Source organism: Flavobacteriales bacterium (assembly GCA_016713875.1).
Taxonomy (GTDB): Bacteria; Bacteroidota; Bacteroidia; order Flavobacteriales_F; family PHOS-HE28; genus PHOS-HE28.
Genome location: JADJOI010000003.1, coordinates 654465 through 680066, shown reverse-complemented (window position 1 = coordinate 680066; position 25602 = coordinate 654465). Strand labels below are relative to the sequence as shown.

At 66.9% G+C, this 25602-nt stretch carries 13 protein-coding genes; 7 read left to right on the top strand and 6 right to left on the bottom strand.

Going from position 1 to position 25602, the window contains the following annotated elements:
- Nucleotides 1-141: 141 nt before the first annotated feature.
- Nucleotides 142-498 (top strand): hypothetical protein, encoded by a 357-nt coding sequence (locus tag IPJ87_04315; GenBank protein ID MBK7941090.1) that lies wholly within the window; start codon nucleotides 142-144, stop codon nucleotides 496-498.
- A gap of 29 nt (nucleotides 499-527) precedes the next feature.
- Nucleotides 528-1628 (top strand): adenylate/guanylate cyclase domain-containing protein, encoded by a 1101-nt coding sequence (locus IPJ87_04310; GenBank protein MBK7941089.1) that lies wholly within the window; start codon nucleotides 528-530, stop codon nucleotides 1626-1628.
- On the opposite strand, the gene IPJ87_04305 is transcribed toward IPJ87_04310, so the two are convergent.
- On the bottom strand, nucleotides 1622-2692 hold the full coding sequence (locus IPJ87_04305; protein ID MBK7941088.1) for a hypothetical protein: 1071 nt from the start codon (nucleotides 2690-2692) through the stop codon (nucleotides 1622-1624). The genes IPJ87_04310 and IPJ87_04305 overlap by 7 nt on opposite strands.
- Nucleotides 2693-2757: 65 nt before the next feature.
- Nucleotides 2758-3795 (bottom strand): adenylate/guanylate cyclase domain-containing protein, encoded by a 1038-nt coding sequence (locus IPJ87_04300; GenBank protein ID MBK7941087.1) that lies wholly within the window; start codon nucleotides 3793-3795, stop codon nucleotides 2758-2760.
- Nucleotides 3796-3848: 53 nt separating this feature from the next.
- Between IPJ87_04300 and IPJ87_04295 the strand changes: the two genes are divergently transcribed.
- Together IPJ87_04295 and IPJ87_04290 are read left to right on the top strand one after the other, a co-directional pair.
- Entirely contained in the window at nucleotides 3849-4508 is a 660-nt protein-coding gene (locus IPJ87_04295) for a hypothetical protein (GenBank protein MBK7941086.1), read from the top strand.
- A 74-nt stretch (nucleotides 4509-4582) separates the two neighbouring features.
- The gene (locus IPJ87_04290; protein MBK7941085.1) at nucleotides 4583-10189 is read left to right on the top strand and encodes a gliding motility-associated C-terminal domain-containing protein; all 5607 of its coding nucleotides are present in this window, start codon (nucleotides 4583-4585) and stop codon (nucleotides 10187-10189) included.
- On the opposite strand, the gene IPJ87_04285 is transcribed toward IPJ87_04290, so the two are convergent.
- On the bottom strand, nucleotides 10178-12319 hold the full coding sequence (locus IPJ87_04285; GenBank protein ID MBK7941084.1) for a WG repeat-containing protein: 2142 nt from the start codon (nucleotides 12317-12319) through the stop codon (nucleotides 10178-10180). The genes IPJ87_04290 and IPJ87_04285 overlap by 12 nt on opposite strands.
- Before the next feature lie 74 nt (nucleotides 12320-12393).
- Here IPJ87_04285 and IPJ87_04280 point away from each other — a divergent pair, with 74 nt between their 5' ends.
- The gene (locus tag IPJ87_04280) at nucleotides 12394-14700 is read left to right on the top strand and encodes an MMPL family transporter (GenBank protein MBK7941083.1); all 2307 of its coding nucleotides are present in this window, start codon (nucleotides 12394-12396) and stop codon (nucleotides 14698-14700) included.
- 160 nt (nucleotides 14701-14860) lie between these two features.
- Entirely contained in the window at nucleotides 14861-16177 is a 1317-nt protein-coding gene (gene nhaA / locus IPJ87_04275) for a Na+/H+ antiporter NhaA (protein ID MBK7941082.1), read from the top strand.
- A 40-nt stretch (nucleotides 16178-16217) separates the two neighbouring features.
- Here nhaA and IPJ87_04270 read toward each other — a convergent pair whose 3' ends face one another.
- Complete coding sequence (locus tag IPJ87_04270; GenBank protein MBK7941081.1) at nucleotides 16218-17528, bottom strand: hypothetical protein; 1311 nt, start codon at nucleotides 17526-17528, stop codon at nucleotides 16218-16220.
- A gap of 164 nt (nucleotides 17529-17692) precedes the next feature.
- Here IPJ87_04270 and IPJ87_04265 point away from each other — a divergent pair, with 164 nt between their 5' ends.
- Nucleotides 17693-22021, top strand: coding sequence for a PKD domain-containing protein (locus IPJ87_04265; GenBank protein ID MBK7941080.1), 4329 nt, complete (start codon nucleotides 17693-17695; stop codon nucleotides 22019-22021).
- A 2024-nt stretch (nucleotides 22022-24045) separates the two neighbouring features.
- Here the strand turns inward: IPJ87_04265 and IPJ87_04260 are convergent.
- Nucleotides 24046-24765 (bottom strand): hypothetical protein, encoded by a 720-nt coding sequence (locus IPJ87_04260; protein MBK7941079.1) that lies wholly within the window; start codon nucleotides 24763-24765, stop codon nucleotides 24046-24048.
- Nucleotides 24766-24836: 71 nt separating this feature from the next.
- Nucleotides 24837-25601 (bottom strand): TerB family tellurite resistance protein, encoded by a 765-nt coding sequence (locus tag IPJ87_04255; GenBank protein ID MBK7941078.1) that lies wholly within the window; start codon nucleotides 25599-25601, stop codon nucleotides 24837-24839.
- Nucleotide 25602: the final 1 nt, after the last annotated feature.

The window sequence follows — 25602 nt, the reverse complement described above, 5'->3', positions numbered from 1 at the left end:
TCCCCCGTGCTCCTTGGGGGCTTCAGCACCATCGACCCGGGCGGCACGGTCGGTCCGTCACGTTCCACGGGCCGAAAGGTATCCTCCCTCCGTTTCCCGTCCTTCGGCGAGCTTTGCCGCCGGTCGAAAAGCCCTCTCACCATGGCCCGCCACCTGCTCGACGTCCGCTCGGGCGAGAACTTCCACATCGTGCTCTGGTTGGTGAAGGACACCTGCTGGGCCATGGACCTTGGTGTGCCGGCCACCGCCATGGTGCTGCCCACCATCGCCGTGGCCGTCTTCATCGCTTGGAAGCACCGGCATGAGGCCTACGAACGCGCGCACGCCTTGGCGACCGTGTTCTGGATCAGCGCCAACAGCACATGGATGGTGGGCGAGTTCTTCTTCGACGATCGGCTGCGCACACCGGCGATCGTCCTGTTCGCACTGGGCATGAGTTGCGTGCTCTGGTACTACGTGCTCGAGCGTCCCCGCACGGGCCGAGGAGGAGCGGAATGACCCCTGCGTCCGCCGCTACCTTTGTCGTCATGATGTCCACGTCCTCCGATCGCATCGATCGCACGGCACTGCGCAGCAGGCGGGTGTTGCGGATCACCGGCGCGTGGGTCGCTGTAGGCATTGTCGCGGCATTCGTGGAGACCGCCGTGCTCCGCGAATACGGTGTACCTGCAGGGGTGGCCGACGAGCTTGGTCAACACGTCTGGCGTGCGCTCCTCGGCGGCTTGCTCGGCGGCGGCATCTACATCTTCCTGTTGCGCGATCGTCTGCGACACCTCGCCTACCTGCCTGCCGTCGGGATCATGACCCTGCTTGTGCTCATCGTTCTGGCGGGCCTCCGCTCATCCTGGAATGCGCTCGCCGACCCGCCACGGGCCAACGACCTGCTATCCCTCACTTTCCTGGGGCAATATCTCTATTGGGCGCTGCTTATGGCCGCCACCATGCTGGCCGTCCGCCTGACGGACCAGTACGGGAGCGGAGCCTTGAACTACCTGGCCGGCCGCTACGACAAGCCCCATCAGGAGCTCCGGATCTTCATGTTCCTGGATATGCGCAGCAGCACCGCCATTGCCGAGAAGCTGGGGCATGTGCGCTATTTCGAGCTGCTCAACGACGTCTACGCGGACATCACGGACCCGCTCGTGTACACCGGCGGCGAGGTGTATCAGTATGTGGGCGACGAGGTGAGCGTGAGCTGGCCGCTGCGGAAAGGGCTCAAGGACCATCGTTGCATCCGCTGTTTCTTCGGGATCCAACGCAAACTCGCCGAAAGGGCAGACCACTACCGCCAGCGCTTCGGCCTGGTGCCTCAGTTCAAGGCGGGCTTCCACTACGGCGAGGTCACCACCGGCGAGGTGGGCCTGGTGAAGAAGGAGCGGATCTTCAGCGGCGACGTGGTCAACACCGCCGCCCGCATCCAGAACAGCTGCAACACCTACGGGGTGGAGATCCTCCTCAGCAAGGACCTGCTGGATGTGCTGCGCCTGCCCGAACAGCTCTACGAGGCCCGGCCCATCGGAGAGATCGCCCTCCGCGGCAAACGGGATGAGGTCAGCTTGTGGACCTTGGTACCGGTCGAACGGACGACCGGATCCAAGCGACACGCGGCCAGCGCAGAGGCTCAGTAGCGCGTGTAGGTCTCGCCGCGCCACCACACCTTCATCGACCCGTCGTCACCCGGGTATACCACCGTGTCGCCGAACACATCGAAGCGAGTGACCCCGGCCTCACGGCTCACCGCGGTCCGCAGACCGTGCTCATACCGCCGCACCTCGCGGTTGAGGTCGAGGTAGGTGAGCACGCCGCCCTGCACCACCCATTGCTCGGGTACGTAGCGCTCCACCACCTGGAGGGCGCCATCATGGAACACCTTCAAGGTGCCCGCGTCCACCACCACCAGCACGCTGTCCCGCACCATCCATGCGGTCGGCGCATGGTCCAGGAGCGCGTGCACGCGACCCTCGCTCCAGCACTTGAACGACCCGCCACCGCTCACATAGGCCAGAAGGCCCTCCCCCGCCTGCATGCCCTGCGGAACAAGCGGCTCCAATGCGATGATGCGCCCCTTGTACCACACGTGCAGGCTGCGCGAACGGTCGTCGCTGAAGCCGATGAGGTCGCCTCCAGCGGCCACCGTCACCGCATCGGTGCTGTCCACCAAGGGCTCCAATGCCCCGCCATGGAAGCGGTAGGCCGTGCGCGCCGCCCGGTCGAACAGCACCGCGGTGTTGGAACCCACCCATGACTCCGGTACATCCAGCGTGTCCGGAAGGCCGGCCAGGGGAAAGGTGCGCCCCTTCCAGTGCACGTTCACCGTGCCATCCGTGCGGTCATGGAACAGCACCAGGCTGTCCCGCACGATGAAGCGGCCCACCGCTGCCGACAGCTCGCGCGGCCGCGTGGGCTCGGCCAGTTTCAACTCGCCCCCGCCCGCGTAAGCGATAAGGCGCCCTGCGCTCCGCACCTTCTCGGGCGGTGTCGCTTGCATCGTGTGAGCGCTGCCGTTCTGAACCAACTTCAATTCGCCCGTGGCGGTCACATAGACCACCTTGTCCTCGGCCACCACCACATCGCGGGGGGCCTCCGTGGCCAGGTCTTGGAAGCGCCCCTGATCGAAGAGCACGAACCTGCCGGAGGGGGTCACAAAGGGCGCCACCCCTTGAGCCGAGGAACGCGTGGGGGGAAGCGACACGATGATCAGACCAAAGGCGAACAAGCACGTCCGAACGCGTTCACCGATGCCAACGTCCGGCGCGCTCATGCCTTGCGGATGCGGGACACGGCGTGCACATGGACTTCGCGACGGCGGCCCTTCACCGGCACCACCTGCAGCGGACCGATGGTGAATCGATCGTCCACGTCCTCCAGGCGACCGAGCAGTTCGGCGCTGACGAGCAGACCAGCGTTGAGGTCCTTGCAGAGGCCGAGCATGCGGCTCACGGCGTTCATCACATCGCCACTGAACTCGATCGCCCGTTTGATGTGGCCGATCTGGGCACTGATCACCCGCCCCCCATGCACTGCGGCCCTGTAGCGCGGCACCACGCCGAACTCGCTCTCAAGCTCTCCGGCATGCGTGCGGATGCGCTCCTCGATGTCGAAGTAGAGGTCCAGGCAGTTCAGCCCCCGGGTGCCCACGTGCATCGGCCAGGTGAAGATGACCTCGTCCCCGACGTACTTATGGATCTCCGCCTCATTGCGCAGCACCGCATCGGTCATCAGCGAATAGGTGCGGTTCAGCAGGCGGAAGTACTTGAGGTCACCCAGCTTCTCGGCCAAGGCCGTACTGCCGGCAAGGTCGATGCTGAGCATGATGCGTTCCTCGGGCTTCGGCCTCTCGTACCGTCCGAGCAGGAAACCCAGGAACATCCTCCGGCCCATCAGCTCCTCCACTTGCACCACCAGGATGGCCAGTGAGGTCACCACCACCACCTGCACCACCAGTTGCAGGAACTGGTTGGTCCACAACAACTGTCCCATGTGCCCCATCTCGGCGGTCCCTCCGGGCAGGTCAGCCTGGCGGTCGAAGGCCCAGCCCACGGCCAGCAGCCCGATGGTGAGCAGGTTCACCGCCAGCACCTTGCCCAGGAACTGCAACGGCACCACCAGACTGCGGAACCGGCGCCCGAACAGGAACTCCTCCAGCACACCTGTCCACAGGCCCAGCAGGAACCAGGCACCCAGGTAATCCGGCCAGGCACGACCACTGAACAGGTTGAGCACCCAGGCCACCCCGAGGCTCACCAAGGCATACTTCAGCAGCTTGCGCAGCTTATAGCGGGTGATGCTGGTCATCGATGGCGGAACGGCGCGCGAAAGTACGGCTCCCCCTGCGGCATCTTTGCCGGATGACCGATGCCCTGTGGCGACTGCTCAGCCTCATCTGGCCCGTGCGCGTGAACCGATGGGCCGGGCGGTACCAGCCGTTGGAGCTCACCTACGAGATGGGCCGGCCCGTGGTGAACAGCCGGCACGCCAACCAGAGCTGGGGCAGCCTCCATCGTCTCTGGCAGCAGGTGCTCGGCCATGTGTTGCCCCCTGGTCAGGGGCCGGACAGGGCCCTCGTCCTCGGCTTCGGCGCGGGTAGCGTAGCGAGCATCCTTCACCATGAGCTGCATCATCCGGTCCGCATCGTCGGGGTCGAGGGCGAACCGTTGATGCTCAAATTGGCCGGCACGCAACGCCGGCCGTTCGATCGGAGCCGGGTGATCCTGGAGGAGGCCGATGCCTTCGCCTGGGCCCGGGAATGCAGGGACGAGCCCTTTGCGCTGGTCGTGGTCGACCTGTTCGTGGAACTCGATGTCCCCGCCTCTGCGGACGAGGATCCGTTCCTGGACGACCTCCGCCGCCTGACGGCCCGCACAGGGCTACTTGTGGTGAACACGATCCCCCATGACGAAATGTCACGCCTCCGCAGCGAACGGATCGGCCTCGGATTACGTCTTCGGTTCAAGGCCGTCGAGGAACTGACCTTGGAAGGCGTCAACCGGGTGTTCATCGCCCGGTGAATAGCTTCAGACGCCCCTCATGCTGAATTCCAGCGGATGGTCCGAAATTTGACCCAGCGCGCGACCTGAGCCCCATGCGCACCCATACCACCCTTGCGACCCTGGCCGTCGCCTGGATGGTCCATGCACCGGCGTGGGCCCAGCCCACGTGTTCCATCTCCCTGGGGCCGGACGCCACCGTGTGCGCCGGACAGACCGCCACCTTCACCCTGCCGGCCGGCTATTCCACCTACCTCTGGAGCACCGGGGCCGCTGGCCAGAGCCTCACCACGGGTATCGCCGGCACGTACTGGGGGCAGGTGAGCTACCCTTCCGGCAACCGCGTGAACAACGGCGATTTCAACAGCGGCAATTTGGGTTTCTGGTCCCAGTTCGCGAACAACAGCGACCTCCAGGGCGAAGGCCGCTACTTCGTAGGCACCAACGCCAACAACCACCACCCCCAGCTACAGGGCACCGGCAACGGCAACTTCCTGATGGTGAACGCCGGCTTCCCCCAGCAATGGTGGTACTTCTGGAGCCAGGGCGTGACGGTCTGTCCCGGCCAGACCTATACGTTCAGCTTCAGAATGATGAACCTGGCCAACCAGGGTCCGGCCACCGTGGAGCTGATCACCGACTGGTCCACCTCCATGGCCCAATGGACCGCCCCCGCTGCGCAAGCGGTCTGGAACACCTACACCACCACCATCACCACCGGACCCAACCAGACCGCGATCGACCTGGGCCTGCGGGTCATCTCCAACTGGGCCGTGGGCAATGACTTCGGCATCGATGACATCAGCCTGAGCGGCACGGTGAACCTGCGCGATACCGTCGTGGTGAACGTGACCCCGTTGCCCGTGGTCAACCTTGGGCCGAACGTGACGCTTTGCGCCGGGGATCAAGTGATGCTCGATGCCACCGCACCCGGTGCCACCTACCTGTGGGATAACGGCAGCACCAACGCCACACGTACGGTGAGCGCCATTGGCACCTACAGCGTCACCGTCACCGTGAACGGCTGCAGCAATAGCGATGCGGTCGACGTGCTGGTGAACCCGCTGCCGACAGTCAACCTCGGGCCGGACGTGACGCTTTGTGCTGGGGACCAGGTCACCTTGGACGCCACCACGGCCGGTGCCACCTACCTGTGGGACAACGGCAGCACCAACGCCACCCGCACGGTGAGCGCCAGCGGCACCTACAGCGTGGACGTCACTGTGAACGGATGCACCGCCAGCGATGCGGTCGATGTGCTCGTGAACCCGCTGCCGACGGTCACCCTCGGCCCGGACCTGACCCTCTGCGCAGGCGACCAGATCACGCTCGACGCCACAACGCCCGGAGGCACCTACCTCTGGGATAATGGCAGCACCGGCGCCACCCGCACCGTCAGCGCCGCCGGCACCTACAGCGTGGACGTCACCGTGAACGGATGCACGGCCAGTGACGCGATCGATGTGCTCGTGAACCCGCTGCCGACGGTCAACCTAGGCCCGGACGTGACCCTCTGCGCCGGTGATCAGGTCACCCTCGATGCGACCACCGCCGGTGCCACCTACCTCTGGGACAATGGTAGCACCGGCGCCACCCGCACCGTCAGCGCTGCCGGCACCTACAGCGTGGACGTCACCGTGAACGGATGCACAGCCAGTGACGCGATCGATGTGCTCGTGAACCCGCTGCCGACAGTCAACCTCGGCCCGGACGTGACCCTTTGCGCCGGTGATCAGGTCACCCTCGATGCGACCACCGCCGGCGCCACCTACCTCTGGGACAATGGCAGCACCGGCGCCACCCGTATCGTCAACGCCGCCGGCACCTACAGCGTGGACTTCACCGTGAACGGATGCTTGGCCAGTGACGCGATCGATGTGCTCGTGAACCCGCTGCCGACGGTCAACCTCGGCCCGGACGTGACCCTCTGCGCCGGTGATCAGGTCACCCTCGATGCGACCACCGCCGGCGCCACCTACCTCTGGGACAATGGCAGCACCGGCGCCACCCGCGCGGCCAACGCCGTCGGCACCTACAGCGTGGACGTCACCGTGAACGGATGCGCGGCCAGTGACGCGATCGATGTGCTCGTGAACCCCCTGCCGACGGTCAACCTCGGCCCGGACGTGACCCTCTGCGCCGGTGATCAGGTCACCCTCGATGCGACCACCGCAGGCGCCACCTACCTCTGGGACAACGGCAGCACCAGCGCCACCCGCACCGTCAGCACCGCCAGTACCTACAGCGTGGACGTCACCTTGAACGGATGCACAGCCACTGACGCGATCGATGTGCTCGTGAACCCGCTGCCCACCGTCGACCTCGGCCCGGACCTGACGCTCTGCCCAGGCACGCAGGCCCTGCTGGACGCCACCACGGCCGGCGCTACCTACCTGTGGGACAACGGCAGCACGGCCGCCACCCGGACCGTGAACGCCGCCGGCACCTACAGCGTGGATGTGACCGTGAACGGATGCACCGCCAGTGACGCCGTCAATGTCATCGTGAGCAATGCGCTCAATGTGAACCTCGGCGCGGACGTGACCTTGTGCGCCGGTGATCAGATCACCCTCGACGCGACCACAACCGGTGCGACCTACCTGTGGGACAATGGCAGCACCAACGCCACACGCACGGTGAACGCGTCAGGCACCTACAGCGTGGACGTCACCGTCAACGGCTGCACCGGAAGTGATGCGGTCGATGTGGTGGTGAACCCCTTGCCCGTGGTCAACATCGGTCCGGACGTCGCGCTCTGTGCGGGCGACCAGCTGACCCTCGATGCCACCACGCCCGGTGCCACCTACCTCTGGGACAACGGCAGTACCAGCGCCACGCGCACGATCAACACCGCCGGCACCTACAGCGTGGACGTCACGGTCAACGGCTGCGCCGGAAGTGATGCGGTCGATGTGGTGGTGAACCCGTTGCCCGCGGTCAACATCGGTCCGGACGTGACCCTCTGCGCCGGTGATCAAGTGACGCTTGACGCCACCACCCCCGGCGCCACCTACCTCTGGGACAACGGCAGTACCACAGCCACGCGCGCGGTCAACATCGCCGGCACCTACAGCGTGGACGTCACCGTGAACGGATGCACCGCCAGCGATGCGGCGACCGTTTCCGTGATCGCGAACCCGGTGCTGAACCTCGGGCCGGACCTCACCCTGTGTCCCGGTGATCAGGCGGTGATCGATGCGTCCACGCCCGGTGCCGCCTACCTGTGGCACGACGGCAGCACGGCCACCACCTACACGGCGACCGGCGCGGGTGCCGTGAGCTGCACCATCACCGTCAACGGCTGCAGCGGCTCGGATGCCGTCCAGGTGGTGATGAGCCCCGCGCCGACGGTCGACCTCGGCCCGGACCAGAGCATCTGCGCCGGTGACCAACTGGTGCTCGACGCCACCTGCACAGGCTGCACCTACCTGTGGGACGATGCCAGCACCGGCGCCACACGGACCGTCAACACGGCCGGCATCTATTCAGTGACCGCCACCGCCAATGGCTGCAGTGCGGCGGACGACTTCGTGCTCACCGTGGCGCCCGCTCCCGTGGTGAACCTTGGTGCCGATATCGACCTGTGCCCCGGCGCCACAACGCTCGTGGACGCCACCACGCCGGGAGCCACCTACCTGTGGCACGACGGCAGCACCGGCCCCACCTTCACCGCCATCGGCCCCGGTGCCGTGGCCGTCACCGTTAGCATCGGCAGTTGCTCCGCGAATGATGCCCTCACGGTGAACGCCATCAACGCCCCGACGGTGGACCTCGGCAACGACACCACGCTGTGCCCGGGTGAGCTGATCACCTTGGACCTCACCGGTTCAGGCGCCAGCATCGTCTGGCAGGATGGTTCCACCGGCTGGACCTACACCACGGCCGCGACAGGCACGTACAGCGCCACGGTGACCGGCGCCAATGGATGCACTGCCCAGGATGCGATCGACGTGCTGATCGCCACCCCTTCCGCGGTGGACCTTGGGCCCGATGCCACCCTCTGCTCAGGCAGCACGTTGGTGCTCGATGCCACCCTGCCCGGCGCCACCTACCTCTGGAGCGACGGAACCTCCGCTCCCACCCTGCCAGCCACTGCGAGCGGCCTCTACTGGGTGCAGGTGTCGCAGGGCTCCTGCTCGGTGAGCGATACCATCACCCTCACCTTTCTGCCCACCCCAGCGGTCGACCTGGGCCCCGACCTCACCCTTTGCGACGGCACACCGACCACCTTCGACGCCACCACGCCCGGCGCGAGCTACCTGTGGCACGATGGTTCCACCGCGCCCACCTTCACCACCACTTCGGCGACCACCGTGTCCGTGACGGTGACGCTCGGGCCCTGCGCCGCCAGCGACGCTGCGGTGATCACCGTGATCCCCTTGCCGGCGGTGGACCTCGGACCCGACCAGACGCTCTGTGCCGGCGCGGTGGTCAGCCTGGACGCCACCCTTCCCGGTGCGACCTATCAGTGGCAGGACGGCAGCACGGGCCCCACCTACAGCGCGACCACGACCGGCACTTACTCGGTGGCCGTCCTCCAGAACGGCTGCATGAACACCGATGCCATGACGCTCACGGTGGTGCCCTTGCCCAACGTGGAGCTCGGCCTGGACACCAGCCTCTGCCTTGGGGGATCGTTGGTGCTGGCACCGTCCGTGGGCTCTGCCTCGGTGTTGTGGAGCACCGGCAGCACGCAGCCCTCGCTGACCGTGAACACATCCGGCACCTACTGGATCGCCGCAACGGCCAACGGCTGCTCGGCCAGTGACACCATCACCGCCACCTTCATCGACCTCAGCGCCCTGGAGCTCGGCCCGAACGTCACGCTCTGCCCGGGAGAGGTCCACACCTTCTCCGTGAACGTGCCGGGCGCCACGATCAGTTGGCCGGATGGAAGCTCCAACCCCAGCTGGTCCACCAGCACCGCCGGCACCGTCGTCGTAACGGCGAGCCTGGGCGGATGCGCCCGGCAGGACGCCGCGCAGGTGAGCGTGGTGGCGGTTCCGCAGAACACCCTTGGCGACGATGCCGTGCTTTGCGCCGACGACACGCTGGTCCTCGTGGCACCTTCGGGCCTGACCGGCCTTTCCTGGTCCACCGGGGCCACCACGGATACGCTTTGGGCCACGCAGCCCGGCACATACACCCTTTCCGCCACCTTCCAGGGCTGCCCCTTCGCCGAGAGCATCACCGTGAGCACCGAGCCTGTTCCGTCGCTTGAGCTGGGCCGCGATGTGGAGGCCTGCGAGGGCCAGCAGGTGGTGCTCGAAGCGCTGGCGTCAGGTACCGTGCTGTGGAGCACGGGTGCCGAAGGTCATTCGATCGCAGTGAACGGACCCGGCCTCTACTGGGCCTCCGTGGAAGGCGCCTGCGGCAGCGTCACCGACAGCGTGCGCGTGATCATCAGCGACTGCGGTCCCTACATCTATGTGCCCAACGCCTTTACGCCCGACAACGACGGCATGAACGACGTGTTCGTCCCGAGCGTGACAGGCCACCTGGTGCAGGTGACCCTGGACATCTTCGACCGTTGGGGCGAACGCATCATCACACGCGAGCTCGACGACCTTTCGTGGGACGGCACTGTGAGCGGCCTGCCTGCGCCGGACGGCGTGTATCCCTGGGTGCTGCGCTACAAGGCGATGAGCAGCGACGGCGTGCGGCAGGAACGCCTCACCGGGCACGTGACGCTACTGCGGTGACGCCGGTACGTCGAAGCCCTCCTCCTTCCAGATCATCCGCCCGGCTGACGGTTTGAAGTAGGCCATGCGACCCGCGCGTTCCACACGCACCAGGTCGGCGGCGAGGGGTTCGACCTGCTCGAACTCGAAGGGGACGAGCACCGCGCCCTTTCCGCTCACCGCGCCGCTGCGGCCACCCTCCCGGGCCACCAGCATCCCGTGCACGGCATCGGTCAGCGCCTCGTAGCGTGGCGGGATCACCTCACGGCCCGCGCTGTCGATCGCGCCCCAGCGGTTCTCCACCACTACACGCCCCAAGCCCTGCACCAGCGGCCAGGCCTGATCGTACTTCGCCTCCGTCACCAGCTTGTGCGAGCGGTCCGCGTACGCCCACTTGGTCTTCTTCTTCACGGCGATGAGGCCGCCGGCATACGCGCCCACGTCCACGTACAGCGCGGGAATGATGGAACGTCCTGTGGTGTCGATGGCCCCGCGCTTGCCTTTCACCTGCACCTCGGCGACACCGTCGCGGAACTCACCCCAGCTGATGACACCCTCAGCGGCCTCGAGCTCCTGGGCCACCACCCACCGTCCTGGCCTGTCCACATAGCCGCAACGGTCGCCATCGACCACCAAAGCGGGCCCGCCGACGAAGCTGCCGACGTGTGCGTGCACCGGGGCCAGCACCGTGTCGCCGAACGGCCCGATGAGGCCCATGCGCCCATCGCGACGCACGCGCGAGACCCCGCGGTCGAAGCCCTCGATCCAGTCGTGGACGAAGGGCACCACCACCTGGCCGCGCATATCGACAGCGCCGCTTCGACCATCCCGCTCCACCACTGCCAGGCCATTGTGGAAGGTGCCCGCCCGATCGAAGGAGAAGGGGATGGCCGTATGGCCCCGCGCATCGATGTAGCCGTAGCGCCCGTCCAGGGCGGCGTACGCGAGCCCTTCGTGGTGCTCGCCCACCTCCTCGAACCGCATGGGCACCACCAGCGTGCCGGTGCGGTCCATCACCCCCACCTTGCCCGCGCGCTCCACCACCGCCAGGCCTTCGCTGTATTCGGACACATCATCGTGCTCCACGGGGATCACCTCCTCACCGCTCTTGTTCACCGTGCCCGTGCGCCCCGCCCGGCCCACCAACGCCTGCCCGTTGTGGAAGGGCTCCACCCACTCATACTCGGCCTTGATGCGCTCCATGCCCTGCTCATCGATGAATCCCCAGAGACCATCGCGGCGGAAGGGCAGCAACACCAGGCTGGCCACGCGGTAGTCCTCGCTCAGTTCCTGGATGAAGGGGTAGTCCGGGTTCTCCTGCAGGAAGCGTGTGATGGCCGCGGCGTCCAGGTCACGGGCGTACGTGGCGTACAGCTCGCGCCAGGCATCGGGCACGCGGTGGTTCTTCGGGAATGCAGCGATGAACCGGCGCAGCTCGTCGCGCGTGCGGCGCGGTGTGCTCAGCCGGTAGACCGCGTCCTCGGCCTGCTTCACATACGCGCTCTCGCCGTGCTCCTCGATGAACAGGGTGTAGGAGCCGATGCTGCTGTCCGCGGTGGCCTCGCGGAACACGGCCTCCTCCAGCCGCCCACGCGCCTCGTACACCTGCCGCGCACCCGGATAGGCGTCCAGGAACGCGCGGTAGGCCGACGCCGTGTTGCGCTCACGGGCCTGTTGGAAAGCCAGGTGATCGCGCACCGCTCGAGCATCGGCGGCCTGCTGGGCGGTGGGATACCGATCGAGGAACCGGCCATAGCCCTCCAGGGTGTTGGTGGACCGGGCCAGGTCCCACGCCAGCCCGTGAAGAAAGGCGCGCTGAGCGGCCAGCGCCTCCGTGTCGACCCCCAGCGGCTTGATCCGCTCCCGCGTGCGCTCGTCGCTCAACGCGAAGGCCGCCTCGGCGCGCACCAGGTACGTGTAGGCCGAATCCGGTTGATGGAACGGGTTGTCCGCCCGACCGGCGATCACGCTCAACCCGTACCAGGCCGCCGCCGGTTCCTTGGCCAGCCGGCCTTGGAAGAGCTGCCGGGCCAGGAAGTAGTTGTACACCTTCAGCGCCTCGAACGCCTTCTCCAGCTTGCCCGCCGAGGCCACCGCCGCCGTCCCCAGCCCGAGCATCAGAACAAGGGCGCGCACCAACCTGTTGTCCATCGGCCTCCAAAGGTAGCCGCACCGAATGCGGCCAGCCCCCACCTTTGCCGCACCCCATCCCCAGCCCCCTGTTCATGGACCGGCGCCAGCGGCGGCTCCACCGCATCGAACGGCTGCTCACGCGCCGCAACGCCCGCCTGGCGCTCGCGCTGCTGGTGCTGCTCACCGTGCCGGCGCTCCTCGCCCTGCGCCACGTCCGCGTCGACTACGACTTCGAGAAGTTCTTCCCCACGGACGACCCCGAACTGGACCGCTACCTGGCCTTCCGGGACCGCTTCGGGCACGACAACGAATACGTGCTCTTCGGCATCGGCCACCGGCCGTCGGTGTTCGACCTCCACGTGCTGCGGCGCGCCGACAGCCTCGCCGGCCGCCTGGCCACCCTGCCCGATGTACGCCGCGTGGTGTCGCCCACCCGCCTCAGCATGCCGCGCTGGACGCCGGCCGGGGTGTTCGAGGTGCCCGTGCTGCGCCTCGACCACGACAGCACGCTGGCCGCGGACAGCACCCGCCTGCGCCTGGACCCCGTGGCCCGCCCACTGGTGAACGACCGGGGTGATGCGCTGCTGCTCGTGATGCATACCGAGCAGGGCCTCAGCAAGGCCCGCAGCGACAGCCTCCTCAACCGCATCGAGGCCGCCGTGGACGCCAGCGGCCTGCCCGAGGTGAGGATCGCCGGGCGTATCCATGGCCAACGACATTACATCGGACTGATGACGCGTGAGCTCATCACCTTCATGCTGGCCTCGGCCGTGCTGCTGGTCATCTTCCTGTCCATTGCGTTCCGCACCACCTGGGGCGTGATCGCCCCCATCAGCGTCGTGGCCCTCACGGTGCTCTGGCAGGTAGCGCTCATGACCGCCTTCGGTAAGCCGCTCAGCATCCTCACGATGCTGCTGCCCACCATCCTGTTCGTGGTCGGCATGAGCGATTCCGTGCACATCATCGAGCGCTATATCGAGGCCCTGCGCGACGGGCATCCGAAGTCCCGCGCCCTTGCCATCACCTTCGATGAGGTGGGCCTTAGCACCTTCATCACCATGCTCACCACGGCCATCGGATACGCCACGCTGGTCACGAGCGGGATCCGACCCATGAGCGAGTTCGGGTTGTTCACGGCCATGGGCGTCTTCCTGGCCTATGCACTGGCCTTCACCCTTCTGCCTGCCGTATTGCTGTTGCTGCCCACACCTGTGCCCGCCGAGCGCACCGTGCGGGCCTCGCTATGGGACCGGGTGGTGCATGCCCTGCTGCAGACGGTGCTCGGGCGGCGGCGCGCCATCCTGCTCGGTGCGGGCGCTGTCACCCTTTGCTGCGCTTTGCTGATCCCGCGCATCACGGTGAACAACTTCCTGCTGGAGGACCTGCCCGACAGCGACCCACAGAAGCAGGGTTTTCTTTGGTTCGAGCGGCAGTTCGGCGGGGTGCGCCCCTTCGACCTGGAGATCGCCGTGCGCGACACGGCACTGAGCGTTTGGGATCCCGCGGTGCTGCACCGCACGGCCATCGTGCAGGACCACCTGGAACGCACCTACGGCGTGCGCCACATCACCAGCCCGGTGACGGTGGTGCGTGCGGCCAACATGGCCCTGAACGGCGGCGACCCAGCGTGGTACCGCCTGCCGGACGACCCGGCCGACACCCAGCGCGCCGCGCGTCTGGCCCGTACCCTCCTGGGCCGCCAGGGGCTGGCCACCATCGCCTCCGCCGATGGCCTCACGGGCCGCATGAGCGGTCGCATGGTGGACGAGGGCGGCGCCGCCCACCGCCTGAAGAACGCCGCGCTCGACGGCCTGGTGAAGGGACTGGGACCTGCTCCGGCAGTGGACTTCCACCAGACCGGCATGGCCTTCCTGATCGACCGCAACAACGAACGGCTCAGCGAACAGATGCTGCTGAGCCTCGGCATCAGCTTCCTGCTCATCGCCGCCATCATGACCTTCCTGTTCCGTGAACCGCGCATGGTGCTCATCGCCCTGCTGCCGAACGTGCTGCCCATGGTGTTCATCGCCGGCCTCATGGGCCTGGTGGGCATCGACCTCAAGGTGAGCACCGCCATCATCTTCAGCAACGCCTTCGGCATCGCGGTGGACGACACCATCCACCTGCTGGGCAAGCTGCGGATCGAGCTGGCCAAGGGGCGTGGGCTGCCCTACGCCATGAAGCGCACCTACCTCAGCGGCGGCAAGGCCGTGATCGTGATGAGCCTGATGCTCTGCGCCGGCTTCATCACCCTCATCGCCTCCGACTTCGCCAGCGTGCACTACATGGGCCTGCTCATCAGCATCACCCTCGGCGTGGCCCTGCTCAGCGAACTGCTGCTGTTGCCGCTGCTGGTGCTGCTGATCCTGCGCAAGCGGCCGGTGCGCGTGGTCGCCTGATGGGTGGTGCGTGGCCTATCTTGGCCGTTCAACACGCCGTGGTCATGCGACTCCTCTGGCCCCTTTTCGCCGTCCTCGCCCTCGTCCTGGTGGGCGTGTACCTCCAGCGCCGCCACACGCGCCGCAAGCACAAGCACCGCCAGTACCGCTGACCCCGCCCATGCATCTGGAAGCCGGCTCCCGTCGCCGCCGCGCCTTCGCGGACTTCCTGCACCACCAGAGCACCGGGGGCATCCTGCTGTTCGCTTCGGCGGTGGTCGCTCTGGTCTGGGCCAATGGCCCCTGGAAGGAGGGATATCACCACCTCTGGGAGCACACCGTCACGCTCACCTTCGACGAGCTGACGCTGCGCGGCACCCTGCACCACTGGATCAACGACGGTCTGATGGCCCTCTTCTTTTTCGTGGTCGGACTGGAACTGAAGCGCGAGGTGGTGGGCGGCGAGCTCAGCCGCCCGCGCGATGCCCTGCTGCCGGTGGCCGCCGGGCTCGGTGGCATGCTGGTGCCCGCTGCGCTCTACCTGGCCTTCAACCACAGCGGCGACGCACACGCCGGATGGGGCATCCCCATGGCCACGGACATCGCGTTCGCGGTGGGCGTGATGAGCCTGCTGGGCGACCGCGTGCCCACGAGCCTCAAGGTCTTCCTCACCACCCTGGCCATCGCCGACGACCTGGGCGCCGTGCTCGTCATCGCCTTCTTCTACACCAGCGAACTGAGCCTGGACAACCTGTTGATCGGCATGGCCTTCCTGGCCGTGCTGTGGGGCGGCAACCGCCTGGGCGTGCGCAACCCCTGGTTCTATGCGGTGTTCGGCATCGCCGGCATGTGGACCGCCTTCCTGCTCAGCGGCATCCACGCCACCATCGCCGGTGTGCTCGCGGCCTTCACCATCCCGGCCGAAACGCGCATGGACGAGCCCGCCTTCGTGGCCCGCATCAAAAGGCACATCGCCGCCTTCGCCGACCTGGAGCCCAACGGCAAGCCCACCCTCAGCGAAGACCAGCTGGAAGTGATCCGGCACATCGAGGCCGACTGCGAACGGGCCGCCACCCCGCTCCAGCGCCTGGAGAAGGCCCTGCATCCGCTGGTCGCCTTCGGCGTGATGCCGCTCTTCGCCCTGGCCAACGCCGGGGTGGAACTGCCCGACGATCCGCTCGGGGCCCTCACCTCGCCCGTGGCCCTCGGTGTGGGCATCGGCCTGGCGTTGGGCAAACCCCTGGGCATCGTGCTCATGGTGCTGTTGCTGGTGCGCCTCGGCGTGGGGCGCCTGGGGACCGGCATCTCCCGGGCGCACCTGGTGGGCATGGGTTTTCTGGCCGGCATCGGCTTCACCATGTCCCTCTTCGTGAACGAACTGGCCTTCACCGATCCACTTCTGCGGGAAGAGGCCAAGCTCGGCATCCTGCTGGCCTCATTACTGGCCGGGGGCATCGGCTTCCTGCTGCTGCGCAGGCTGCCACCTTCAACCGCGTAAAGGGCGCGGCCGGCTTGCTCCTGCGGCCTCGGCCGCAGGCTCAGGGCAGCTGCTGCACCCGTGTGGCCGTGGGCACCTGACCCGGAAGGGCCAGCAACAGGCGATCGCGGTCGTTCACAGCGCCGGTGTACTTCACCACGCCGTCCAGGTTCACATCCTCTAGGTGATATCCCGTGATGGTGTTCGTGGGCGTATTGCCCCCCACGGCCACCAGCATCCGATCGCGGTCGTTGGCGCTTCCCGCATACTTGAGCGCACCGTCGGGGTTCGCGTTCCCAGGCCAGAGCAGCGCCTTGTTGCCCTGGATCTGCCGCGCGTTGCTGCCGTACGTCGGCCAGTTCACCAGGTCGAACGGATAGGTCCAGATCCCGCCGCCGGGATAGGTCACCGTGTAGGACGAGGCCGTCATGGCCGCCAAGTGGTTGCGGTGGCGCACCGCCACGTAGTAGTTGCCCGGCGCGATGTCGAAAAGCACCGATGGGCTGCCGGCCCCGGTGATCACCGACCCGTTCTGCAACAGCAGCGCCTGCCGCGTGGCCATCAGCACGGTGGGGTCGTTGAATTTCCGCAGCTCCAACCGCACCCAGTCCACCACGCGACCACCGGCGTACTGCGCGTTCAGCACGGCGGTGGTCGTGGTCTCCCCGCCCCCGCCGCTGGCCTGCGGCCAGCCGAGCGCGCTGTAGGGCTCGGTGAGCGGGATGAGCCCCTGCTGCCGCAGCGCGTCGCTCATGGTCTGCGTCAGGGGATCGTAGGGCCCCGCCAGCATCATCGAGCCCGAGAACTGCGCCTTCCACGGTTTCTTGCGCACCACCACCTGGTCGATGGCCATCTGCACGTTGCTCCACGTGAACGCGTAGATCAGGACACCGAGCTGGCTTCCGGGCGGCCCGGCCGGCGGTAGGTAGAACCCCTGGCCCGCCGGGGTGCAGCCGAAGACATGGGTGAAGTCGCCGCCCCCGCCCAGCCAGGGGTTGCCCTGTAGGGTGTCCCACCACAACACCATCGCGTACACGCTCACCGAGTCGCCCCAGGGCCCCACCAGTTCGGCCTGCAGGCTGACGTCGTACAGGGCCAGCGGGTCCACCGGCAGCGGATGGAACATCCAGCGCGCACCGAAGCCCCCCCAGAAGGTGTCGTTGGGCCCGTGCACGTCCTTCTTCGCGGACCATCCCCCCCCGGTGCACGCGGGACGGGCCACCGGCGCGTTGCCGTCCCACACCCAGTCCGGCGAAAGGCTGTACTGGCCGTTGGTCTCGAAGGTCTCCGTGAACACCGTGGTGATCTGGGCGTGCAGCGGGGCCCAGAGGAACCCCGTGATCAGCACGGAAGCGAAGTAGCGCGCACGCATGCTCGGTAGACGACCCGGCACCCGGTAGGTTGCCCCGCACCATCGCCGGACGGACGTTGATAAGTCGCCCCCACACACCCCTTGGCCGCGCGGGGGCTTTTGGTAGGTTTGCACGGTCCGGAAAACCCTCCGGCCCAGTGCCCTTACGCCCAACCCAACGCCCCATGGCCCAGCGTTACGCTACTCTCCGTTCCCTCTTGTTCACCTCTTTGTCCACTTTGCTCGCCGGACCATTGGCCGCGCAGGTGCTGGTGGACAACTTCAACCGCGCCAACAACACCACGGTGGGCGGCGGGTGGACCGAGACAGAGAGCAGTGGCACGAGCAGTTGCCAGGTCTCCAGCAACGAGCTGCTGATGGGAGGTACGACCTCAGGCCGGGATTTCGTCGCCCAGACGACCCCCGGGACGTACAACACGACGCTGACGAACAACACATGCAACATGACGTGGGCGTTCAACATGCGTCAGTCCCGCACGGCTCCTTCGGGCTTCGATGCAGGCAACTACGGAGTGGCCGTGGTCATAGCGGGCACGAATGCCGACTTCACGTTGGGTGACGGCTATGCCGTTGTGCTTGGAAATACAGGCACTCCTGACCCGTTGAGGCTTGTGCGGTACACGGGTGGACTTGACGCGAACTCGAATCTAACGACCATCATCACCGGGCCGAACGTCACCAACAACTACTTGGATGTGCGGGTCGTGTATAACCCTCTGACCGATGGATGGCAGCTTTTCTACACGGACAACGGGGCAGCAGGCCCTTTTGGTGATCCACTTGTGGCAGCAACAAGTGGCGGGTCTACTGTCGACGCCACATATACCGGCGTGAGCGCACCGAACATTGGTTGCTTGTGGAACCACGCCACCAGCGGCACCGACAATGCCCGCTTCGACAACTTCTACGTGCCGAGCGCCTGCACCACCACCACCGTACAGTTCACGGGTTCCTCGGCCTCGGTGAGCGAGACCGGGGTGAGCACGACGCTGACGGTGAGCATCACCAACCCCGACGCCATCAACGCCACCACGGCAGACGTGGTGCTGACGGCCGGCACCGCCAGCCGCATCGGCAACTACACCACGCAGACGGTGACCTTCCCCGCCGGCAGCAGCGCCAACCAGACGGTGACGGTGACCTTGACGGACAACGGCGCCTGCGACGGCGACGAGGTCTTCACCTTCCAACTCCAGAACGTGGCCGGCGGCAACAGCGCCACCGCGGGCAGCCCCTCCTCCTTCAACCTGACGCTGACGGACAATGAGCTCGTCACCAACCAGCTGATCGCCCGCCAGGCCTTTGATGGCCTGGGCAGCGACACGTGGGCGATCAGCGCCGGGGCAGGCAACATCAGCGCCGCGACCGGAGGCACCGACGTCCCCGTCAACCAGCGCATCCTGAGCGGCACCCAGAGCTGGCAGGTGAACAACGGCAACGTGACCTTGGACCTGGGTACGGTGAACGTGAGCGCCTACTCGAACGTGGTGATCCGCGCCAGGATGTCCAGCCTCTCCGTTGGAGGAGGTGGGAACGGTGCTGATGCAGGTGACAATGTGCAGTTCTTCGTGGACCTCAACAGCGGAGGATTCCCAGGCACGGCGGACATCACCGTGGCCGGGAACGGCAACGCCCATTGGGGTTACAGCACGGGCACGGGAACGGCCAGCACCACGGCCGGTACGCCCGTGAGCTTGGCTCCGGCCGGTGGCGGCGCACGCACCACCGACGGGTACACCTTCATCCAGATCAATATCCCTGGCGGCACGAACACGGTGGCCTTCCGCGCGATCGCGCTGAACAACTCGGCGAACGAGGTGTGGGCCCTGGAGGATGTGGAAGTCCGCGGCGATCTCTGCCGTCCCATCTACTACACCCGCGCCAACGGCGACCAGACGACCGCCACCTGGAGCACCACCCGCACTGGAACAGCCACGGCCGTCACTTTCGACCTGAACGCCACCGGCGTGGTACAGAACGGCCACACCGTGACGGCCACCGGCGCCACCTGGACGGTGTACGACCTCGATGTGGAGGCAGGCGGCAGCGTGGTGATGGGCACCACCAACCTGGAGCACTACGGCACGGCCCTCACCAACAACAACAGCTTCACCATCGGCACCGGCGCGGTCACCTTCCGCAACCCCGGCGCGGTGACGATGAGCGGCAGCGGCACCTACGACCTGTATGATGTCACGGCCAACAACGCCGATGTGACCCTCACGAGCAGCCTGCTGCGCATCCGCCGCACACTGGACATGACCAACGGCGGCACCTTCAACGCCAACAACATCGGCAACCCGGCCCGTGTGCTGGAACTGCACAGCGATGCCACCGGCACCGGCCGCATCGGTCCGATGAGCGCCGGCCCCAGCTTCACCGGTCAGGTGGACATGGAGCGCTACGTGCCCGGCGGGGTCACCAACTGGCGCTTGATCAGCGCGCCCACCAACAACAACCAGCTGAGCAGCCTGGAGGACGACTTCATCACGGCCGGCTACCCGGGCAGCCACTTCCCGCTCTTCGACGATCCCCCCGGCAGCAACATCCTGTGGCCGAGCATCCGCACCTACGATGAAACGAACGGTGGTGCCGCCCTGATCGACGGCCTCATCGGCGCCACGGGCGACAACATGGTGATGGCCATGGGCCAGGGCTTCGCGGCCTGGAGCGGCACCGGCCTGGTGACCACCAGCCCCTTCACCATCGACCTGCGGAGCGGCGTGCGCAACGCGCTCACCCCGCTGAACCTGCCGGTGACGTACACCAACACGGGCAACGCCCTGGTGGACGGCTGGAACCTGGTGGGCAACCCGGTGCCCAGCCCCATCGACTTCAGCCTGCTGGCCCTCACCAACGTGGACAACTTCTACTATGTGTTCGACCCGGTGAGCGGCAACAACGCCGCGTGGGATGAAGGCCTCGGCGTCAGCATCCCCGGAGGCTCGCTCAACGGCAACATCCAGAGCTTCCAAGGCTTCTGGGTGAAGGCCAACACCGCCGCCCCCGTCGTCACCGTGGAGGAGACCGACAAGGTGCTCGACCTGAACGGCGGCGGCCTCTTCGGTGGCAGCCAGCAGGGCGCCGCTCCGATGTTCCGCCTGGAGCTGAGCAACGCGATGAACGCCTTCTTCGACGAGACCTTGGTGCACTTCGGTACCGGCGGCCCCACCAGCGGCGACACGCACGACCTCGTCAAGTTCACCTTCAGCCACCCCGAGGCCCCGCAGGTGATGACGCGCACCAGCGACGGCCAGGACATGACGCTCAACGCCTGGGGCCCGCTCACCGGCGCCACCAGCATCGAGGTGCCCATCGACGTGGGCGTCACCGGCAGCTACACACTGCGTGTGCACGACGCGTTGGGCATCATGGGCCAGACCTGCCTGGTGTTGGAGGACCTCCAGACCGGGCAGAGCACGGCCCTCACTGAAGGCGCCACCTACACCTTCACCGCCGATGCGAACGATCCGGTGCTCCCCGCCCGCTTCGTGGTGCATGCCAGCGCGCCGGTGCAGCACACCGCCACCGACGTCACCTGCCAGGGTGCGGCCAACGGCAACGCCAGCGCGCTGGGCGCCGGCCTGGGTCCCTGGGACTACACCTGGGCCACCGACGGCGGCACCGTGCTGCTGAGCCAGACGCAGGTGAACGGCGCCGGGCAGATCGCCCAGCTGCCCGCCGGCGACTACCTGGTGACGGTGAGCAGCCAGGCCGGCTGCGGCGACCTCACCCACGCCTTCCGCATCGATGAGCCCGCCCTGCTCGACGTCGCGCTCACCGCCACCGGCACCGCCTGCGCCGCCACCACCGACGGCGCCGTGGACCTCACCGTGATGGGCGGCACCGGCCCCTACACCTTCGCCTGGGACAACGGCGCCACCAGCGAGGACATCGCCAACGTCGCCGCCGGTACCTACACCGTGACGGTGACCGATGCGAATGGCTGCACCACTGCTCCGCTGCAAGCCACCGTGGCCACCGGCAACGGGCCCAACGCCGCCTTCCTGCCCAGCACCACCAGCACCTTCACCGGTGAGCCCGTGGAGTTCTTCAACCTGAGCACCTGGGGGGCGCAGGTGAACTGGGACTTCGGCGACGGCACCGGCAGCACGGACACCGAACCCACCCACACCTACACCGTGCCGGGCGTGTATACCGTGACCCTGACGGTGACGCTCGATGGCTGCACCGCCGTGAGCACCCAGGAGGTGGTGGTGGACGTGAACACCGGCATCGCTCCGGTGGCCGATGACCTGGCCCGTGTGTGGCTGGATGACCAGCATGTGGTGGTGGACCTGCAGCAGCAGCGCGCCGATGAGGTGGTGATCACCGTGCTCGATGGGGCAGGCCGTGTGGTGGCCGAGCGCCGCGCGCGCATGAGCAGCACCCGCGAACGGATCCCGGTGGACCATGTCGCCGGTGGGGTCATCCTCGTCCGCCTCCTGACCGCCGACCAGGGCCGCACCTACAAGCTGCCCCTCGCCCGCTAAGCCGGATCGACCGCTTGCGCGAAGCCTCCTTCGGGAGGCTTCGTTGCTTTTGGGGGGCACGCGATCGAGCCCCCTGCTGAGCAGCGATCGCTCGCTGCGGGTGCGTAAGGAGGGGTACGGGGTGGTTTCGATCCGCAGAAGGTCCGGGCGTGCCTGAGCCGCTACCTCCCCCTGCCCCTCCTTGTTCGGCGCGTGGAGCGTTCCCCGCGCAGGAGGGGAGTTCATCCCGTCAAGCCCCCTCCTGAGCAGCGATCGCTCGCTGCGGGTACACAGGGAGGGGCCCGGGGTGGTTTCGATCCGCAGAAGATCCGGGCGTGCCTGAGCCGCTACCTCCCCCTGCCCCTCCTTGTTCGGCGCGTGGAGCGTTCCACGCGCAGGAGGGGAGTTCATCCCGTCAAGCCCCCTCCTGAGCAGCGATCGCTCGCTGCGGGTACACAGGGAGGGGCCCGGGGTGGTTTCGATTCGCAGAAGATCCGGGCGTGCCTGAGCCGCTACCTCCCCCTGCCCCTCCTTGTTCGGCGCGTGGAGCGTTCCACGCGCAGGAGGGGAGTTCATCCCGTCAAGACCCCTCCTGAGCCCCGATCACTCGCTGCGGGTGCATAAGGAGGGGTACGGGGTGGTTTCGATCCGCAGAAGATCCGGGCGTGCCTGAGCCGCTACCTCCCCCTGCCCCTCCTTGTTCAGCGCGTGGAGCATTCCACGCGCAGGAGGGGAGTTCATGCGATCAAGTCCCCTCCTGAGCAGCGATCGCTCGCTGCTCCGCGCAAGGAGGGGCACGGGGAGGTTTCCACTTCGTGAGCTTTCCGGCGTGACTGAGTTGCCACCTCCCCCAACTTTGTCCGCCATAGCACAGCGACGGCGGACCCTCCTTGTTCGGCGCGTGGAGCATTCCACGCGCAGGAGGGGAGTTCATGCGATCAAGTCCCCTCCTGAGCAGCGATCACTCGCTGCGGGTGCACAAGGAGGGGTACGGGGTGGTTTCGATCCGCAGAAGATCCAGGCGTGCCTGAGCCGCTACCTCCCCCTGCCCCTCCTTGTTCGGCGCGTGGAGCGTTCCCCGCGCAGGAGGGGAGTTCATGCGATCAAGTCCCCTCCTGAGCAGCGATCGCTCGCTGCTCCGCGCAAGGAGGGGCACGGGGAGGTTTCCACTTCGTGAGCTTTCCGGCGTGACTGAGTTGCCACCTCCCCCAACTTTGTCCGCCATAGCACAGCGACGGCGGACCCTCCTTGTTCGGCGCGTGGAGCATTCCACGCGCAGGAGGGGAGTTCATGCGATCAGTCCCCTCCTGAGCAGCGATCGCTCGCTGCTCCGCGCAAGGAGGGGCACGGGGAGGTTTCCACTTCGTGAGCTTTCCGGCGTGACTGAGTTGCCACCTCCCCCTGCCCCTCCTTGTTCGGCGCGTGGAGCATTCCACGCGCAGGAGGGGAGTTCATGCGATCAAGTCCCCTCCTGAGCAGCGATCGCTCGCTGCTCCGCGCAAGGAGGGGCACGGGGAGGTTTCCACTTCGTGAGCTTTCCGGCGTGACTGAGTTGCCACCTCCCCCAACTTTGTCCGCCATAGCACAGCGACGGCGGACCCTCCTTGTTCGGCGCGTGGAGCATTCCACGCGCAGGAGGGGAGTTCATGCGATCAAGTCCCCTCCTGAGCAGCGATCGCTCGCTGCTCCGCGCAAGGAGGGGCACGGGGAGGTTTCCACTTCGTGAGCTTTCCGGCGTGACTGAGTTGCCACCTCCCCCTGCCCCTCCTTGTTCGGCGCGTGGAGCATTCCACGCGCAGGAGGGGAGTTCATGCGATCAAGTCCCCTCCTGAGCAGCGATCGCTCGCTGCGGGTACACAGGGAGGGGCACGGGGTGGTTTCGATCCGCAGAAGGTCCGGGCGTGCCTGAGCCGCTACCTCCCCCTGCCCCTCCTTGTTCGGCGCGTGGAGCGTTCCACGCGCAGGAGGGGAGTTCATCCCGTCAAGCCCCCTCCTAAGCCCCGATCACTTCGGCCGTGCCACGAGCAAGGGGGGCGTTCCGTCACTCAGTTGAGCTCGTCGTACTGGAGCTTGAAATCGGGGTCCTCCATGAAGTGCTCCTTCCCCAGTCCGATGGTGGTGCGGGCGCTGTCGCGCATGCCCTTGGTGTTGAGGAACTCCGAGTAGCGGATCAGGGCGTTCTTCAGCAGCTTCTTCTGGTCCTCCGGCAACGAACCGGTGTCCGCGTTCAACGCCGCCTTGGCGTACTCCTTCATGCTGAGGTCGCCCTCCTTCACCAGGTTGCTCTTGTACTGGCAGAGGGCGAGCATGATCCACGCCCCGGGGTTCTCCGGGTAGTAGCCCACCATGCCATCGAACAGCGACTTGGCCTTGCTGTAGCTGCCCTCCTCGTAGAAGTTCTCGCCCTGCTCCATGCTCAGCTTGTTCAGCTCGGCCCAGTAGTCCTCGTAGTTGCCGAAGAACTCCTTGTTCTTGTCCTTCTTGCGGTACTTCTCGGCCCACTTCACCGCATCGCGCGCGGCCTTCGGATAGTCGGCCTGGTACTTCTCGATCTTGCTCATCTCGTACAGGCACATGCTCATGTAGAGGTAGGGCAAGGGGTCCTTCTTGGTGTTGTCGTTCAGCGTATAGCCTTCGGCCTTGCCGAGGCATTTCTCGTAGCTCTCATCCACGTAGAGCACGAGCAGGTCCTCGTACACGTGTTTCTGGGCGCTGGCGCCAAGGGTTCCGGCGGCGAAGAGGGCGGCGGCGATCAGGTGCTTCATGCGGGTATGGTGCGTGTCGGGGGCAAGATCGATGCCGAAGATAGCCGGATCGGCCGGAGCGGTCCACCGGCTCAGGCGATGCCCCGCGCCCCGCGGATGCGCTCCCAGGCCTCCTGCACCTTCTTGAACTTCTCGGCGGCGGCGCGCTGCACCTCCTCGCCCATGGTGCCCACCTTGTCCGGGTGGTGTTTCATGGCCATGCGCCGGTACGCCTTCTTCACCTCGTCGTCACTGGCCGCGGGATCCACCTCCAGGATGCGGTAGGCATGGCCCAGGTCGCTGCGGCCGAACATGGCGCTGATGCTCTCCAGGTCCTTGTCGCTCACGTTCAGCAGGTGGGCGATGCGGCGGATGAGGTCCACCTCGGCGCGGCTCACCGCCCCATCGGCATGGGCCAGGCCCACCAGGTAGTGGATCAGCTGAAGGCGCGCGGCGTGCGGCATGTGGCGCCGCACCTGGTCGCACACGCCGTGCAGGTCGATGTGCTGCTTGAGCACCTCGCGCAACACCAGCAGCAGCTGTTGGGCCTGGGGCTCGCCGAAGTGCTTGCGGAAGAAGGCCCGGGCCAGGTCGAGCTCGGCCCGCGTGACGCGGCCGTCCACCTTCATGAGGGCGGCGGTGAGCACCACCAGGCTCAGCGCCAGGTCGCCCTGCGTGGTGGCGCCGGCCCGCTCGCGCTGCTGCTGCACGCGGGGCCGCCCGGGTTCTGGCGCAGGGGGCGCGTCGCCGCCCCGCATGCCGTCCACCAGCGCGCCCACCGCAAAGCCCACGAGCCCGCCGATGGGACCTCCGAAGGCCCAGCCCAGTCCACCCGCGATCCACTTGGAGTAGCTCATG